We start from the raw sequence: 14,671 nt of genomic DNA on the forward strand, positions 1-14,671 counted from the left end.
CCCGGCCCCGGCTCCCGCCCCCGCTGCACCGGCGGCGCCGCCCGCAGCGCCCGGCGCACCGGCGGCTCCCCAGGGGATGCCCCCCGCAGGCGAGATACCCGGCGGGTACCCCGGCTATCCCCCCTATGGGCAGTACCCCTACCCCTATCCGCCCTACCCCATGTATCCGCCGCAGCCGGCCCCCGAGCCCAAGGTTATCAACGCGCAGCCGGCCCGGATGCAGCCCCTGGACGCCGAGGCCAAGCTGGGTCCCGAACAGAAGCAGAATCTGGACTTGATTATGACCGTTCCCCTGGAGGTGGCGGTGGAAATTGGCCGTACCCGGCGGAAGATTCAGGATATTCTGTCGTTCTCCAAGGGCTCCCTGGTGGTGCTGGACAAGTTGGCCGGCGACCAGGTGGACCTGCTGGTCAATGGGCAGTGCGTCGCCAAGGGCGATGTGGTGGTCATCGACGACAATTTCGGCATCCGGATCACAGAGATCCTGCAAAAGCCGGATATTAATGAACTGATCCACGGTTGATCCCTGCAACTATACGATATAAAATATGAAGTAAATTTGAAAAGGATGGTTAACTATGGCTAGAATTCTTACGGTCGATGACGCTGCTTTTATGCGCAAGGTCATTAAGGACACTCTGAGCAAGGCTGGTTACACCGATATTCACGAGGCGGAGGACGGCGCTCAGGCGGTGGAGAAGTACAACGAGCTCAAGCCTGATCTGGTGCTGATGGATATCACCATGCCCAACATGGACGGCCTGGAGGCCCTGAAGGCCATCCGCGCCGCCGACGGAAACGCCAACGTGGTCATGTGCTCCGCCATGGGTCAGGAGACCATGGTTATCGACGCCATTCGCTCCGGCGCCAAGGACTTTATCGTCAAACCCTTCAAGCCTGAGCGCGTGCTGAAGACCGTCACCTCGATTGTGGGCGAGCCCTGATGCCTTTTCAGCAAATCCTCTCTGTTTTTGGTCTGCTGGCTGTTGTCCTTCTGGTGCTGGCGGGCGCCTGGATCTTTACCCGCTGGGCGGGGCAAAATCTGGGCGGCGGATTGGCCGGCGCTCTCCGGGGCGGCAGCCGGATCGAGGTCCTGGACCGGGCGGTTTTGGGCCGTGACCAGGCACTGCTGGTGGTGAGAGCCGGCGAGCGGTATCTGCTTTTGGGCAGTGCCCCCTCCGGCCTGAGCCTGCTGGCAGAGCTGACGGCAGAGGAGGGGGAGAGCTGGAGACCTCCAGCCGCTCCCCTGAACAGGCAGCAGTTTCCCGACTTCCGCGCCCTGATGCAGCGGCTGAGAGAGAAAAAATGAGGACCAACGACGGCCGATGAAACGAGGTGAGGAAGAATGCCGACCGATGCACTGCTCAATGTAAACGGCACCAATGTACAGGCGCTGGAAATTTTGTTCTTCACCACGATGATGATGCTCCTGCCCTCACTGGTTGTCGTGATGACCTCCTTTACCCGATATGTGGTGGTCTTCTCCTTCCTGCGCAACGCCATGGGGACCCAGCAGACCCCGCCCAACATGGTACTCATTGGTATGGCGCTGATCCTGACCCTCTTTACCATGAATCCAACCCTCTCCGCAATCAATGAGGAGGCGTTCCAGCCCTACCAGGAGGAGGAGATCACCCAGGTGGAGTTCTTTGAGCGGGCCCAGATTCCGCTGAAGCGGTTTATGCTGGAGTGGTCGGGGCTGCAGAGCATGGAGCTGTACTGCAATATGTCGGGGAACCCGGTGCCCAACACAGTAGAGGAGGCGCTGGAACTGCCCCTGACGGTGATTGTTCCCGCCTTTATTACGTCGGAGCTGAAGCAAGCCTTTATGATTGGCTTTTTGCTGTACATCCCCTTTATGCTGATCGACATGGTAGTGGCCTCGACCCTTATGTCCATGGGTATGGTCATGCTTCCGCCCTCGATGATCTCGACCCCATTCAAGCTGTTGCTGTTTATCCTGCTGGACGGGTGGCAGCTGCTGTTTTCCTCCCTGGCGCAGGGCTACGGCCTCGGGTAAGGAGGGGACATGGATATCAATGAAATAACTCAAATCGTTCGAGAGGGCATTTGGGTCGCCATCAAGCTGGGTGGTCCTATGCTGATCTTGAGTATGCTGGTGGGTGTATTTGTGGCCATTTTCCAGGCGGTCACCCAGATCCATGAGCAGACGTTGGGCTTTATCCTCAAGCTGATTGTAGTGATCCTGGTGCTTCTGATCGGAGGCGGTTGGATGATGGAGACCCTTCTGGAGTACTCCGAGAAGATCTTCGCGCTGATTGCCGTCCGCTAGAGGAGAGGGGGACCGCTGCTGTGGATTTGGATTGGAATATCCTCACTCTGTTTTTAATGATTACAGGTCGGATGACCGGCTTTGTGGTGTTTAACCCTCTGTTTGGACGGCGGGGCATTCCCAATATTGTCAAAGCGGGATTGATCCTCACCATGTCGGTGTGTGTGTTCTCTATGACCTCCGCACAGACGGAGATGCCGTCTACGCTGCTGGGCCTGGCCATTACCTTCCTGATGGAGCTGCTTTTGGGCTATGTGCTGGGCCTGGTGGTCAATTTCTTTTTCTACATTCCGGTTATGGCGGGCTCTGTTGTGGATATGCAGATGGGTCTGTCCATGGCCTCCACCTATGACCCCGCCTCGGGGATCCAGGTGACAGCCACCTCAAATTTCCTCAATGTGCTGATGTCCCTGCTGTTTTTTGCGGCCAACGGACACCACACTATGCTCCGTATTTTCCTCAACTCCGGCCTGGTGGTCCCCTTTGGAGAAGTTGCCCTGAGGGAGGACTTTTACAGTGCCATGATTCAAGTCTTCCTGGACTGCACCATTTTGGGCGTGAAGCTGTGTATGCCCATTTTAGGAGCGGAGATGCTGGGCCAGGTGGGGATGGGCATTCTGATGAAGGTTATCCCCCAGATCAATGTGTTCGCCATCAATATTGAGTTGAAGGTGATCGTGGGCCTGGTGCTGCTCCTGATGATGCTGGCCCCCTTCAGCAGCTTTTTGCTGGACGCGGAGGCTGAGATGATTCTTACACTCCGGCGCGTCCTGCCCCTCATGTCGGGCTGATGCCCCATATCCCAGTTGACTGACAAAGGGGGGATGAACCCGTGGCCGGCGACTCCAAGACCGAAAAGGCGACACCGAAACGAAGACGGGACGAACGAAAAAAAGGCAATGTCCTGATAAGTAAGGACGCCGTGGCGGTGGCCACCCTGATTGGGAGCCTCTTTATGGCCCAGTTTATGGGAGCCATTATTCTGGAGCAGGTCAAAGGGGTTTTTACCGTCTGCTTTTCCTATATTGCGGCGGACAGTATGACACTTGCGTCCAGTGCGATCAAAGACCTGCTCAAAATTATGGCCCTGTCCTTTGTGACTATGGCCGGCCCCTTTCTCGGGGTTACCGCGCTGCTGGCGGTGGGCGTGACCTTCTTCCAGACCAAAATGCTGGTGGCGGGCGAGTCCATCAAGCCCAAATTCAGCCGGCTCAGCCCCCTTCAGGGCTTTAAGCGGTTGTTTTCTCTGCGCAGCATTATCGAAGCGCTGAAGGGAATTTTGAAAATTTCCATCTTGCTCTTCCTCATTTATAACTACTTCAGCCATGTGGCCCTTAGCTTCAGCCGGTTTCTGGACATGAGCCTGTGGCAGTCCTGCGGCATTTTGTTTCAGGACATTATGACCCTTGTGATTCAAATTGCCGTGGCCTTTACAGTGTTGGCCTTCTTTGATTACCTGTACCAGTGGTGGGACTACGAGCGTCAGCTGAAGATGTCCAAACAGGAGATCAAAGAGGAGTACAAGCAGACAGAAGGCGATCCCCAGGTCAAGGGAAAAATCAAGCAGATCCAGCGCCAGCGGGCCCAGCAGCGCATGATGCAGCAGGTACCCGGCGCCGATGTGGTCATCCGAAACCCGAACCATTTCGCTGTGGCCCTGGGCTACAACGAGAAGGAGAACAACGCTCCCGTGGTGCTGGCCAAGGGTATGGATGAGCTGGCCCTGCGCATTGTCAAGGTGGCCGAGGAGCACAACGTGGCCACAGTGGAGAATGTTCCCCTGGCCCGAGCGCTGTACGCCAAGGTGGATCTGAACAAGGAGATTCCGCCGGAGTTTTACGGCCCGGTGGCCGAGGTTCTGGTCTACGTTTTGAAGCTGGATCAGAAGGCTCCATAAATTTGCGAATTAGGTCCAATTTGGACGTTTTCATAGAAAATTCAGGGAAAGGATGACACCATGCGGCGTATTTTTCAAAACAGCATAGCGCTTCTTGTGGTGATCATCGTTATGTTCCTGATCATCCCTCTGCCAGAGACGTTGTTAGACATTCTGATTATTGTCAATATCTCCCTTTCCATTGTCATTCTGATGATTACCATGACTATTTCAGAGGCGCTGGAATTCTCTATCTTCCCCTCGCTGCTGCTGATTACAACTCTGTTCCGGCTGGGCTTGAATGTGTCCACCACCCGGTCCATACTGGGCTATGACGGCAGCACCAGCGCACCGGGGACCCAGGTGATTCAGACCTTCGGCCAAATGATAACCCAGGGAAATATTGTGCTGGGCATTATCATCTTCTTTATCATCGTGTTAGTGCAGTTCATCGTCATCACCAAGGGCGCAGAGCGTGTGGCCGAGGTGGCCGCCCGCTTTACCCTGGACGCCATGCCCGGCAAGCAGATGGCCATTGATGCGGACCTGTCCTCCGGCCTGATTAACGAGCAGCAGGCCCGGGAGCGGCGGTACAAGATTCAAAAAGAGGCCGACTTCTACGGGGCAATGGACGGCGCCACCAAGATTGTCAAGGGCGACGCCATTATGTCCCTGATTATCACCGCAGTCAATCTGATTGGCGGTATCCTCATCGGTTCCATCAACGGCATAGGCGACCTGGGCGCAGTGGCACAGACCTACTCCATCGCCACCATTGGCGACGGCTTGGTCTCCCAGCTTCCCGCCTTGATGATCTCCACCGCCACCGGTATGATCGTAACCCGGTCGGTGTCCGAGGGCAGCCTGAACACCGATGTGGTGCAGCAGTTTGCCCGGCAGCCCCGAGCGATCCTCACCGCCGGCGTAGTGCTGGCCATTCTGGGCCTTATCCCCGGGACCCCTACCATTCCTCTGCTGATTGTGGGTGTGAGCCTGTCCGTGTTTGGCTTTATGATGAGCAGCCGGCTGGAGCAGCAGGAGGCTGCAGCTTTGGCACAGCCAGAGGAGCCTGCGGAAAATCCCATGACCGCTGCTCCCAGCGAGACGGATTACTACAAGGATATCAATAATGTATATGGGCTGCTCACCGTGGACCCCATTGAGATGGAGTTTGGTTACAGCCTGATCCCCATGGTGGACGAAAACAGCGGCGGCAAGCTCATCAGCCGTATTGTGATTTTCCGCCGCCAGTACGCCCAAGATATGGGCTTTGTCATCCCCTCTATTCGCCTCCACGACTCCTCCGCATTGGGAACTAACCAGTATGTGGTGAAGATCAAGGGAGAGGAGGTGGCCCGGGGCGAGATTTTGGTGGATTACTACCTGGCCCTGGAGCCCACCAACCCCGCCGGAGAGATCGACGGAATCGAGACCATCGAGCCCGCCTATGGTATTCCCTCCCGGTGGATTTTGCCTGAGAACAAGGAGATGGCGGAGATTTACGGTTACACCGTGATCGATCCTCTGTCCGTCATGCAGACCCATCTGTCTGAGGTGGTCCGCCGCCACGCCTATGAGCTTCTGGGCCGGGCGGAGGTCATTCAGCTGGTGGAGAACCTGAAGAAAACTGCTCCCGAGCTGGTGGAAGAGGCAGTCCCCAATATTCTGTCCTACTCCAACTTGGAGCGAATCCTGCGCAATCTGCTGAAGGAGGGCGTTCCCATTCGGGATCTGGCCACCATTCTGGAGACGGCGGTGGACTCCGTGGTCACCACCAAGGACCTGGATATGGTGACCGAAAACGTCCGCGTGGCCCTGAGCCGCACCATTACGCGCCGCTTCTGCGAGCACGGTCAGCTGCGGGTTGTCACGCTGGACGCCGAGATCGAGAAGCGAGTCATCAGCTCTCTCAGCAAGAACGAACAGGGTATCTACCTGGCCATGGGCCCCGATTTGATGCAGGGCATTGTAACTCAGCTGGGCGAGTACCTGAAAAAGTTCAACGACCTGTCTCAAACCCCCATTGTCCTCACCAGTCAGGTGATCCGCATCTACCTGAGCCGGATGCTGGCCCAGTTCTACCCCGGCGTCTATGTGCTGTCCTTCAATGAGATTACCAGTGACGTGCAAATTCAGTCTCTGGGCAACATCAGCTTTGACTCGGCTCCGGCCAGACCGGCGAGAAAGGCGGCTGCGGTATGAGCGGCGCTGCGGAGCGGATCAAAGAGGGCTTGACGGAGGAACAGCTGGAGGAGCTGTCCGCGGAGGAACTGTTTCAGCTTTATAAATCCACCGGCGACCCGGAACTGAAATGGCCGCTGATTATGCGGTACGTGGGGCTGGTACGCAGCATTGCCCTTCAGGTGCGGGGGGTGTACAGCAGCTTTGCACAGGTGGACGATATTGTCAACGAGGGCCTGCTCACCCTGGCCGCGGCGGTGGATAAGTTTGACCCGGACAAGGGGATCAAGTTTGAAACCTATGTCTCCAAGCGCATCCGGGGCGCGGTGATTGATTTGGCACGGCGGCAGGACTGGGTGCCCCGCAGTGTGCGGCGGAAGGCCCGGGATATCGACCAGGCCAGCAGCGAGCTGTTTGCGGAGCTGGGCCGCTATCCCACCGACCGGGAGATGGCGGAGCGGCTGGGGGTGTCCCAAGACCAGTATCAGGAGGACTTGGCCAATTCCTCTATGTGCAATGTCCTCTCCCTGGACGCCCTCTTTGAGGACCGGGAGCAGACGGGCCGGGCTGAGCTGCCTGACGACGCCTCGGAGAGCAGGCCGGAGGACTCCATGCTCCGCCAGGAGCTGCTGGAGACCCTGACCAAGGCGATTGAGTCTCTGCGGGAGAATGAACAGACGGTTATCTCCCTGTACTACCACAAGAACTTGAGTATGAAGGAGATTGCCCAGGTCATGGAGGTCAGCGAACCGCGGATTTCCCAGCTCCACTCCCGGGCCATTCAAAAATTAAAACTTTATATGAATCAATATATGACCGGGGACCGCTGAGGCCGCCGGAGATGAGAGGAGTCTTGCTTTATGATGAAGGGATTTTATAACCTGACCTCTGGGATGCTGTCCCAGGGACGCAGGCTGGACGTGGTTGCCAACAACATGACAAACATCTCCACCGCCGGCTACAAGGCGGAGACCTATACCGACCGGACCTTCGATGAGGTGATGGTATCCCGCATCGGCAATAAGATCAAGACCCCCTATCAGACCTTCGAGACCTACCAGGCCTACATTCTGGCCCCCGACCAGCTGTACACCGACTTCAGCCAAAGCTCCTTCGAGGAGACCAATCTGCCCCTGGACTTTGCCATTCAGGGGGAGGGATTTTTTGCCATTGATACCGGCGACGGCGTGGCCTACACCCGGGCGGGCAGCTTCACCTTGGACAACGAGGGCTACCTGTGTCTGTCCGAGCTGGGCCGGGTCCTGGACCGGGAGGGCAACCCCATTCAGATGACCACCGACCGGCTGGAGCCGGACAAGCAGGGCGCCCTGTACAGCGCCGAAGGCAACGAATATTTTGGGACCCTGGGTGTGTTTACCTTTGAGGACAACGACGCCCTGGAGCGTACCCCCTACGGCCTGTTCATCGGGGAAGGGGCCCAGGTCAATGAGGATGTGGTCATCCACCATAAGTGGGTGGAGCGCTCCAACGTGAACATGGTCAAGGAGATGGTCAAAATGATGGCCACCCAGCGGGTCCTTCAGAGCGCAGCCCAGATGAGCAAGATTTATGACCAGGTGATTACCAAAGCTGTGACCGATATTGGCCGGCTGTAATGGCGATATTTGAAAGAAAGGCGTGAGATCGGAATATGAATATGTCCTTTTACACCGGTGCGGTTGGCGCTTGGCAGCAGGAACTGCGGATGAATGTGCAGGCCAACAACATTGCCAATGTAAATAACTTTGGCTACAAGGCGGAGCGGGCCACCTTTCACCACCTGATGTACGGCAACGTGACTGGCATTGATGAGGAGCTTTTGCCCAAAGGCTCCGGCACAAAAATGGTGAAGGCCAGCGTGGACTATGAGCCCGGCGCTTACACCGACACCGGCCGCCTGTTTGACTTTGCCATTGTGGGCAACGGCTTTTTTGCCCTGTATGACCCCACGAATGAGGAAATCACCTTTACCCGGGACGGCGCCTTTATTATGGCCCGCTTTGAGATCCCCCCCGCCGAGGACGCCGAGCCGGAGATTGACCCGGTCACCGGAGAGGAGATCCCCCCCGAGCCCACCGAGGAGTGGCGGCTCAGTGATAATGAGGGCCGCTGTGTGCTGGACAGCATGGGCAATTTTATCGTGATTGACCCGATGGACCGCCACGCCGACCTGAATGTGGGCGTCTTTGATTACCGAATTTATGACGGTATGCTCCATGCGGATAACGGTCGCTTTAGCCCCATTGAAAAAAACGGCGACCTGTATCTGGGGACCGGCGAGGTGCGGCGGGGCGTGCTGGAGACCTCCAACGTGGACCTGGCCCAGGAGTTTGTAAAGGTCATTGAGGCGCAGCGGGCATACAGCTATGCTCTGCGGATGGTCCAGACCACCGATGAGATCGAGCAGACCATAAATGGCCTGCGCAGTTAAACAGGGAGGAAACCAAGATGACGATCAAAGGCTATGACCAGATGAGCTCCCTGGAGATTGATACCCTGCGGGAAATTGGCAGCATCGGGACGGGGAACGCAGCCACCGCCCTGTCCGGTATGCTGGGCAAGGAGGTGCGTATAACCCTGCCTGAGGTGCGTATCATGGGCTATAACGAGGCCATTGAGTGGATTGGCGGCCCGGAGGCGGTAACCGCCGGCGTACTGGTTAAGATGGGGGGCGACATGGGCGGCATTATGCTGTCTGTGCAGAAGCTGGAGCTGGTGAACATTATCCTGGAGTCCATGCTGGGAGAGAGTATCCAGGGCTATGAGGAGCTGGCAGAGTTGGAGCAGTCCGCTCTGATTGAAATTGGTAATATTATGATTTCCGCCTTTGTCAACGCATTGTCTGGCCTGGCCGGGATCGATGTGAAGCTGACAGTCCCCGCCTTTGCGGTGGATATGCAGGGCGCCATATTGGCGGTGCCTATGGCCGAGTACGGCGGTATGTCGGACTATCTGATGACCATTGGCGGAAACTTTGTGTGCGACGGCAAGGAGGTGCCGAGCCACCTGCTGTTGTCGCCCGATCTGCGTTCTCTAAATTTTCTGCTGAGGAAGCTGGGCGTTAGCAATGAGTGACAGCAAATTAACAGTGGGCATTGCCGATATGAAGATGGCACAAGGGGGAGGCGTCCTGGTAACCTACGCGCTGGGCTCCTGCATTGGGCTGTGTTTTCACGACCCGCGGCTGAAGCTGGGGGCGCTGCTCCACATTATGCTCCCCATCAATATGGAGACGGGACGGACCCACCCCCTGAAGTACGCGGACACCGGTATTCGGGAGACTCTGCGGCAGATGGAGGCAAAAGGGGCCGTGCGCAGCCGGATGACGGTGAAGATTGCCGGTGGGGCAAAGATGTTTGAAATTGCCGGCAGCAGCGCTCTGGGGAATATCGGCCAAAGGAATATTGAAAGTGTTAATACCATATTAAAACGGGAAAATATCCGTCTGCTGGGTCAGGAGGTGGGCGGAAAAATTGCCCGGACCATGTTCTTCGATATCGCCAGCGGTCAGGCCTGTGTCCGCTCCTACGGACAGAAGGATATTTTCTTTTAGAATTTTGCGGTGCAGCCAGAATAGAGTAAGAGAGTGAGGAGTGTCAGAAATGTCTGAGGTTCACAACAGCGGGATCCTCTTGGAATCCGGTACCAACGAGATCGAGATCATGGAGTTTACCATTGACGATAATCTGTATGGCATCAACGTGGCCAAGGTGCGGGAGATCATTCTGTCTGCGCCGGTCAAATCCATGCCCCACGCCCACCCCGCAGTGGAGGGGATTTTCAAGCCCCGTGACACCGTCATTACTGTGGTGGACCTGCCCAAGTATCTGGGCGTGGAACAGGAGAAGACCCCCAAGGATCTGTTTATCGTCACCAATTTTAACAAGATGTTCATTGCTTTCCGGGTTCATACTGTAGTGGGGATCAGCCGCATCTCCTGGACGGATATTCATAAGCCGGACAAGACCGTCTCCGGCGGTTCTGAGGGAGTTGCCACTGGTATTGCCCAGTGCCGCGGGGAGCTGGTGACGATTCTGGACTTTGAGCGCATTGTGGCGGAGATTGCCCCCCAGACTACCATCCAGATGAACGAAATCGACAAGATGGGTCCCCGTGCGCGCAGTGATGAGCCCATTTGGATCGCGGAGGACTCCATCCTGTTGTCCAAGATGATTGAGGATTGCCTCCACAAGGCGGGCTATGCGAATTTGCGCATGTATCCCAATGGCCGAGAGCTGTGGGAAGCGCTGAACGCTCTGCCCAAGGACCAGGACATCGCTATGGATGTGGCGCTGATTATCACGGATATTGAGATGCCCCAGATGGACGGCCACCGGCTGACCAAGCTGGTGAAGGATACTCCCCGGTTCAGAGAAATTCCTCTGATTATCTTCTCCTCGCTGATTAGTGAGGAAATGCGCATTAAAGGCCGTCAGTTAGGGGCCGACGAGCAAATGAGCAAGCCGGAGATTGGCCATTTGGTGGACGTTATGGACCATCTGCTGGCCACGAAGCGGAATTGATAAGGGTGAGACGACATGATAAGCAGTAAATATATCGTCCGTCAGCCAGTCAAAGACCTGAAGGGCACAATTATCGGGTACGGCATCCAGTATTACGGCGAGAATCAGGCCTATGCGGCGGATGAGGCTGGCGGCAACGAGTTCGCGGCGGCAGATACCATCTACAGCTTTTTGACCCAGAACACGGATAAGGTGCTCAAGGGCTCGCTGAACTTTATGACCTTTACCACCAATCTGCTGATGAAGCAGACCCCTAAGCTCTTTGCCAGCAGCGACCTGGTGATTCAGGTGGGGGAGGACGTAATCATCCACCCCCTGGCCATGCGCTTTCTGGAGCGCTATGCCCGGGAGGGCTATAAGCTGGCGGTGAACGACTTCCAGTTTTCTCCCCGGTATTTTTCCATCATTGACAAGTTCGATTATATCAAAATCAACTTCCAGACCGCCGCCGATGTGAGCATCCGCAACATTGTGGAGCTGGCCCACAGCATGGGGAAGAAGTGCATTGCCATTGGTGTGGATACCGAGGAGCTGTATCAGAAGGCCTTTATCATGGAGGTTGACGCCATGGAGGGTCTGTGGGTTGCGGAAAAGCTGTTGACAGCGGTCCACTCCAGCAGCTTTCTCCAGAGCAGCTTTTTCCAGCTGATGGTGGCCATCAACCGGGACGACCCGGACGTGGACGAGATCGAGCGGATCATTTCCATGGACGCTGTTCTCACCTACAGCCTGCTGAAAATCGTCAATTCCAGCTATTTTGCTCTGCGCAACCGTGCCACTGATATCCATCAGGCCATTGTGGTGATGGGTCTGGGCCAGCTGCGCCAGTGGATCTATCTGCTGGGCACCAACAACAGCGAGGAGGGGCCCGACGCCAACCAGGAGGAGTTCCTGAAGCTGTCCTTCATGCGGGCCAGCTTTTGCAGCGCCCTGATGAAGCTGGCCAAGGATATGCCGATTTCTCAGAACGAGGCCTACCTGATGGGGATGTTCTCCACGCTGAACTATCTCATTGCTGCCCCCCTGGAGGAGATTTTGGCGGACCTGCCCATTGCGCAGGAGGTGAAGGACGCCCTGCTCTTTCACTCCGGCCGGTGCGGCGAGCTGTATGACTTGGTGCTGAGCTATGAGCGGGCGGACTGGAAGGTGATTGGTGACTTGGCTGAGGCACTGGAGATTCCGGTGAATCTGCTGACCAATACCTATTTCCACTGCCTTGGCGATGTGAACAATATCTGGCGTTCGCTGATGGAGAGCGGCGAGGATATGGCTCCGGCGCCCTCCGCCCCTGCCCCCCAATAACATTTTTTGACAAAACGGCTAAAAGCGCAATAAAAGGTACGGCAGTCCAGTAGGATTGCCGTACCTTGTTTTTGTAATGATGGACTGGAGTGAGCGCCATGATTTGGGCCGAAACTCCAGCGTTACTTGTAGAAATCCGCCAGCTCCTTAAACTTGGGCAGGGCGCGGCGGATGGTTTCAGTCTGGACGCAGTAGGAGATGCGCACATGACCGGGCGCACCAAAGCCGGAGCCGGGAACAACCAGCAGGTCCAGCTGTTTGGCCCGTTCGCTGAAAGCCATATCGTCGCTTTCCAGAGTGCGTGGGAAGAGGTAGAAGGCTCCGCCGGGCTCCACCACATGATAGCCCATCTCCCGCAGAGAGGTGACCAGCAGATTTCGGTTGGTCTCATACACTGTGATGTCAGAGGTCATGTCGCAGCACAGGGAGGTGACCTGCTGAAACAGGCTGGGGGCGCACACATAGCCCAGAGACCGGCCTGCGCCCGCCACTGCGGCGTAGACGTCGCCGCTGTCGGTAATGTCTCCGGGGACCAGTACATAGCCAATACGCTCGCCGGGCAGAGACAGGGACTTGGAGAAGGAGTAGCACACAATGGTGTCCCGATAGATGTGGGGGCCCCAGGGGACATCTACACCGGAGTATATGATTTCCCGGTAGGGCTCATCCGAGATCAGATAGATGGGGTGGCCGTATTCCCGGCTCTTTTCGGTGAGGATTCCGGCCAGCCGTTCTAGGGTTGCTCTGGAGTAAACGACCCCGGAGGGATTGTTGGGGCTGTTGATCAGTACACCCTTGGTCTTGGGACTGAGGGAGGCTTGGAAGGCGTCAAAGTCGATCTGAAAGGCTTCAATCTCTGGGGGGATCAGGACCATCTTGGCCCCGGCTCCTTCAATAAATACCTTATACTCCGGAAAGTAGGGGGCGAAGACGATAAACTCGTCTCCGGGGCAGGCCAGGCCGTTGAAGACACAGCACAGAGAGGCGGCGGCCCCCACAGTGAGGTAGAGCTGTCCGGCGGTGTAGTGGGAGCCATACCGGCGGTTGAGGGAATCGGCGAAGCGCTCCCGGGCGTCGGCAGCCCCCTGGGCGCTGGTATAGGCGTGAATTAGATCGGACTGCTCCTGAAGCAGGCGGATGGCCGTATCGTTAACGGCATCGGGGGCGGGAACGCTGGGATTGCCTAGGGAGAAGTCGAAGACGTTTTCTGCCCCCACTTGGGCAGCGCGGAGCTTACCGTATTCAAACAGCTCCCGGATCACGGACCGGGCAGTACCCAGTCCCTTCATACGTTCAGAAACCATAGGAAAAACCTCCTGAATCAAACTTGTCCTATTATATCATAAGAGTTTACCGGAGTAAAGCGAAAAGTGAACAGGGCGGGGAAATCAATGGTGGCTGCGCAGCGTGTAAAAGTCCCAGAAAAGAGCAGAAAAACGGCGGGACGGACCGCTCATCCTGCAAAAGGAGGGCAAAAAGCACAGAAATTGATTTTCAGGGGGTACAGGAGAGGGGAAAATCGAAAATTGCTAAAAACTGTAAGAAATGATGAAGTAGACGAAGAAAAGTTTTGAAAACCCGACAGATTTGGAAAATTGTAACCTTTACAAAGAGGGGTAGGAGGTCTATAATTTTTAATGCTGCCGAAATATTAGCTTGGAAGGAGGGGCGGCAGTATGCAGGTTATAAAGGGCAAGGCCATTATGAACCAGATTGTAGCGGGCCGTCTGTGCTTCTACCGCCGTCCTGCGCCGCAGGTCCACCTGTATACCCAGGGGGATTGGCGGCAGGAGATTAACCGGTTCCACCAGGCCCAGCAGACCGCAATATTGGAGCTGAACACCCTGTACCACCGGGCCATTAACCAGGTGGGCGAGGGGGTTGCCTCCATCTTCCTGATCCACGGGATGCTGCTGGAGGACCACGACTATGTGGAGACAGTCCGTTCCCTCATCCAGGGCCAGGGGGCCACGGCGGAGTATGCGGTGCAGATGGCGGAGGTCAGCTTTGCCGCCGCCTTTGCCGCGATGGACAGCCCCTATATGCGGGCCAGGGCGGTGGATATCCGGGATATTTCCCAGAGAGTTCTGCGCTCACTGATGGGAGGGCGGCAGACCCTGTTGATGGACGAGCCCGCGATTCTGGTGGCGGACGAGTACCTGCCCAGCGAGGTGATGGACTTTGACCAGCGCCGCCTGCTGGGGCTAATAACCCGGAAGGGCAGCCTGGACAGCCACACCGCTATGCTGGTTCGGGCCTACCACATCCCCGCCATTGTGGAGGTGCCCCTCCCGTCCAGATGCGAGGGAAGACCCGCCCTGATGGACGGCTACACCGGAAATGTGTACATAGACCCGGACCAGGAGCAAATGGACCTGCTGCGGGAGCTCTACCAGGCCAATGGACGGCCCAAGGGGCTGGCAATGAGTATGTTATAATAAGGCAGTCCCCCGGCGTAAGCCGGGGGACTTGTTGTTTTTTTACAGAGCAGCCCGG

18 protein-coding genes are annotated in these 14,671 nt (G+C 56.6%); 17 read left to right on the forward strand and 1 reads right to left on the reverse strand.

The genetic code is table 11. The annotated features are described in order from the left end of the window. The 15 genes from fliN to D1646_RS14945 all read left to right on the forward strand — a co-directional run. On the forward strand, positions 1–523 hold a 523-nt coding region (gene fliN / locus D1646_RS14875; RefSeq protein WP_160637222.1), incomplete at its 5' end, for a flagellar motor switch protein FliN. A gap of 55 nt (positions 524–578) precedes the next feature. Further along, a complete protein-coding gene (locus tag D1646_RS14880; RefSeq protein ID WP_160637223.1) occupies positions 579–944 on the forward strand; it encodes a response regulator in 366 nt (121 codons plus the stop codon). Then, complete coding sequence (locus D1646_RS14885) at positions 944–1,309, forward strand: flagellar biosynthetic protein FliO (protein ID WP_160637224.1); 366 nt, start codon at positions 944–946, stop codon at positions 1,307–1,309. Before D1646_RS14880 ends, D1646_RS14885 begins: the two co-directional genes overlap by 1 nt. A 36-nt stretch (positions 1,310–1,345) precedes the next feature. Continuing rightward, the gene (fliP, locus tag D1646_RS14890) at positions 1,346–2,020 is read left to right on the forward strand and encodes a flagellar type III secretion system pore protein FliP (RefSeq protein WP_160637225.1); all 675 of its coding nucleotides are present in this window, start codon (positions 1,346–1,348) and stop codon (positions 2,018–2,020) included. Positions 2,021–2,029: 9 nt separating this feature from the next. Then, positions 2,030–2,293: a flagellar biosynthesis protein FliQ gene (gene fliQ / locus D1646_RS14895; protein WP_160637226.1), complete on the forward strand. Its 264-nt coding sequence runs from the start codon at positions 2,030–2,032 to the stop codon at positions 2,291–2,293. Between the two features lie 20 nt (positions 2,294–2,313). Beyond that, positions 2,314–3,084, forward strand: coding sequence for a flagellar biosynthetic protein FliR (locus D1646_RS14900; RefSeq protein WP_347565224.1), 771 nt, complete (start codon positions 2,314–2,316; stop codon positions 3,082–3,084). A 41-nt stretch (positions 3,085–3,125) separates the two neighbouring features. Next, positions 3,126–4,190, forward strand: a complete 1,065-nt coding sequence (gene flhB, locus D1646_RS14905; RefSeq protein ID WP_160637227.1) for a flagellar biosynthesis protein FlhB — start codon at positions 3,126–3,128, stop codon at positions 4,188–4,190. Positions 4,191–4,250: 60 nt separating this feature from the next. After that, on the forward strand, positions 4,251–6,371 hold the full coding sequence (gene flhA, locus D1646_RS14910; protein ID WP_160637228.1) for a flagellar biosynthesis protein FlhA: 2,121 nt from the start codon (positions 4,251–4,253) through the stop codon (positions 6,369–6,371). Next, positions 6,368–7,180, forward strand: coding sequence for a FliA/WhiG family RNA polymerase sigma factor (locus D1646_RS14915; RefSeq protein WP_160637229.1), 813 nt, complete (start codon positions 6,368–6,370; stop codon positions 7,178–7,180). The genes flhA and D1646_RS14915 overlap by 4 nt, the downstream gene beginning before the upstream one ends. 30 nt (positions 7,181–7,210) lie before the next feature. Then, positions 7,211–7,966 (forward strand): flagellar hook-basal body protein, encoded by a 756-nt coding sequence (locus D1646_RS14920; RefSeq protein WP_160637230.1) that lies wholly within the window; start codon positions 7,211–7,213, stop codon positions 7,964–7,966. A gap of 35 nt (positions 7,967–8,001) precedes the next feature. After that, a complete protein-coding gene (locus D1646_RS14925; RefSeq protein ID WP_160637231.1) occupies positions 8,002–8,781 on the forward strand; it encodes a flagellar hook basal-body protein in 780 nt (259 codons plus the stop codon). A 17-nt stretch (positions 8,782–8,798) separates the two neighbouring features. Then, positions 8,799–9,425, forward strand: a complete 627-nt coding sequence (locus D1646_RS14930) for a chemotaxis protein CheC (protein ID WP_201754703.1) — start codon at positions 8,799–8,801, stop codon at positions 9,423–9,425. Further along, entirely contained in the window at positions 9,418–9,903 is a 486-nt protein-coding gene (locus D1646_RS14935; protein ID WP_160637232.1) for a chemotaxis protein CheD, read from the forward strand. The genes D1646_RS14930 and D1646_RS14935 overlap by 8 nt, the downstream gene beginning before the upstream one ends. Before the next feature lie 49 nt (positions 9,904–9,952). Further along, a complete protein-coding gene (locus D1646_RS14940) occupies positions 9,953–10,873 on the forward strand; it encodes a chemotaxis protein (protein ID WP_160637233.1) in 921 nt (306 codons plus the stop codon). Positions 10,874–10,888: 15 nt separating this feature from the next. Further along, on the forward strand, positions 10,889–12,175 hold the full coding sequence (locus D1646_RS14945) for an HDOD domain-containing protein (RefSeq protein WP_201754704.1): 1,287 nt from the start codon (positions 10,889–10,891) through the stop codon (positions 12,173–12,175). A gap of 122 nt (positions 12,176–12,297) precedes the next feature. Here the strand turns inward: D1646_RS14945 and D1646_RS14950 are convergent, their stop codons facing one another. Further along, positions 12,298–13,479: a pyridoxal phosphate-dependent aminotransferase gene (locus D1646_RS14950; RefSeq protein WP_160637234.1), complete on the reverse strand. Its 1,182-nt coding sequence runs from the start codon at positions 13,477–13,479 to the stop codon at positions 12,298–12,300. 87 nt (positions 13,480–13,566) lie between these two features. On the opposite strand from D1646_RS14950, the gene D1646_RS14955 reads away from it, so the two are divergent. Together D1646_RS14955 and D1646_RS14960 are read left to right on the forward strand one after the other, a co-directional pair. After that, positions 13,567–13,749, forward strand: a complete 183-nt coding sequence (locus D1646_RS14955) for a hypothetical protein (protein ID WP_160637235.1) — start codon at positions 13,567–13,569, stop codon at positions 13,747–13,749. Positions 13,750–13,851: 102 nt separating this feature from the next. Continuing rightward, positions 13,852–14,613: a phosphoenolpyruvate-utilizing N-terminal domain-containing protein gene (locus tag D1646_RS14960; protein ID WP_160637236.1), complete on the forward strand. Its 762-nt coding sequence runs from the start codon at positions 13,852–13,854 to the stop codon at positions 14,611–14,613. Positions 14,614–14,671: the final 58 nt, after the last annotated feature.

Origin of the sequence: Pseudoflavonifractor sp. 60 (assembly GCF_009911645.1) — a bacterium.
Lineage (GTDB): Bacteria > Bacillota > Clostridia > Oscillospirales > Oscillospiraceae > Lawsonibacter.

Bases quoted from the DNA above. Each gene is read 5' to 3' on its own strand.
- D1646_RS14880 (WP_160637223.1), top strand. From the start codon at position 579: ATGGCTAGAATTCTTACGGTCGATGACGCTGCTTTTATGCGCAAGGTC.
- D1646_RS14885 (WP_160637224.1), top strand. From the start codon at position 944: ATGCCTTTTCAGCAAATCCTCTCTGTTTTTGGTCTGCTGGCTGTTGTC.
- fliP (WP_160637225.1), top strand. From the start codon at position 1,346: ATGCCGACCGATGCACTGCTCAATGTAAACGGCACCAATGTACAGGCG.
- fliQ (WP_160637226.1), top strand. From the start codon at position 2,030: ATGGATATCAATGAAATAACTCAAATCGTTCGAGAGGGCATTTGGGTC.
- flhA (WP_160637228.1), top strand. From the start codon at position 4,251: ATGCGGCGTATTTTTCAAAACAGCATAGCGCTTCTTGTGGTGATCATC.
- D1646_RS14915 (WP_160637229.1), top strand. From the start codon at position 6,368: ATGAGCGGCGCTGCGGAGCGGATCAAAGAGGGCTTGACGGAGGAACAG.
- D1646_RS14920 (WP_160637230.1), top strand. From the start codon at position 7,211: ATGATGAAGGGATTTTATAACCTGACCTCTGGGATGCTGTCCCAGGGA.
- D1646_RS14925 (WP_160637231.1), top strand. From the start codon at position 8,002: ATGAATATGTCCTTTTACACCGGTGCGGTTGGCGCTTGGCAGCAGGAA.
- D1646_RS14930 (WP_201754703.1), top strand. From the start codon at position 8,799: ATGACGATCAAAGGCTATGACCAGATGAGCTCCCTGGAGATTGATACC.
- D1646_RS14935 (WP_160637232.1), top strand. From the start codon at position 9,418: ATGAGTGACAGCAAATTAACAGTGGGCATTGCCGATATGAAGATGGCA.
- D1646_RS14940 (WP_160637233.1), top strand. From the start codon at position 9,953: ATGTCTGAGGTTCACAACAGCGGGATCCTCTTGGAATCCGGTACCAAC.
- D1646_RS14945 (WP_201754704.1), top strand. From the start codon at position 10,889: ATGATAAGCAGTAAATATATCGTCCGTCAGCCAGTCAAAGACCTGAAG.
- D1646_RS14950 (WP_160637234.1), bottom strand. From the start codon at position 13,479: ATGGTTTCTGAACGTATGAAGGGACTGGGTACTGCCCGGTCCGTGATC.
- D1646_RS14955 (WP_160637235.1), top strand. From the start codon at position 13,567: ATGGTGGCTGCGCAGCGTGTAAAAGTCCCAGAAAAGAGCAGAAAAACG.
- D1646_RS14960 (WP_160637236.1), top strand. From the start codon at position 13,852: ATGCAGGTTATAAAGGGCAAGGCCATTATGAACCAGATTGTAGCGGGC.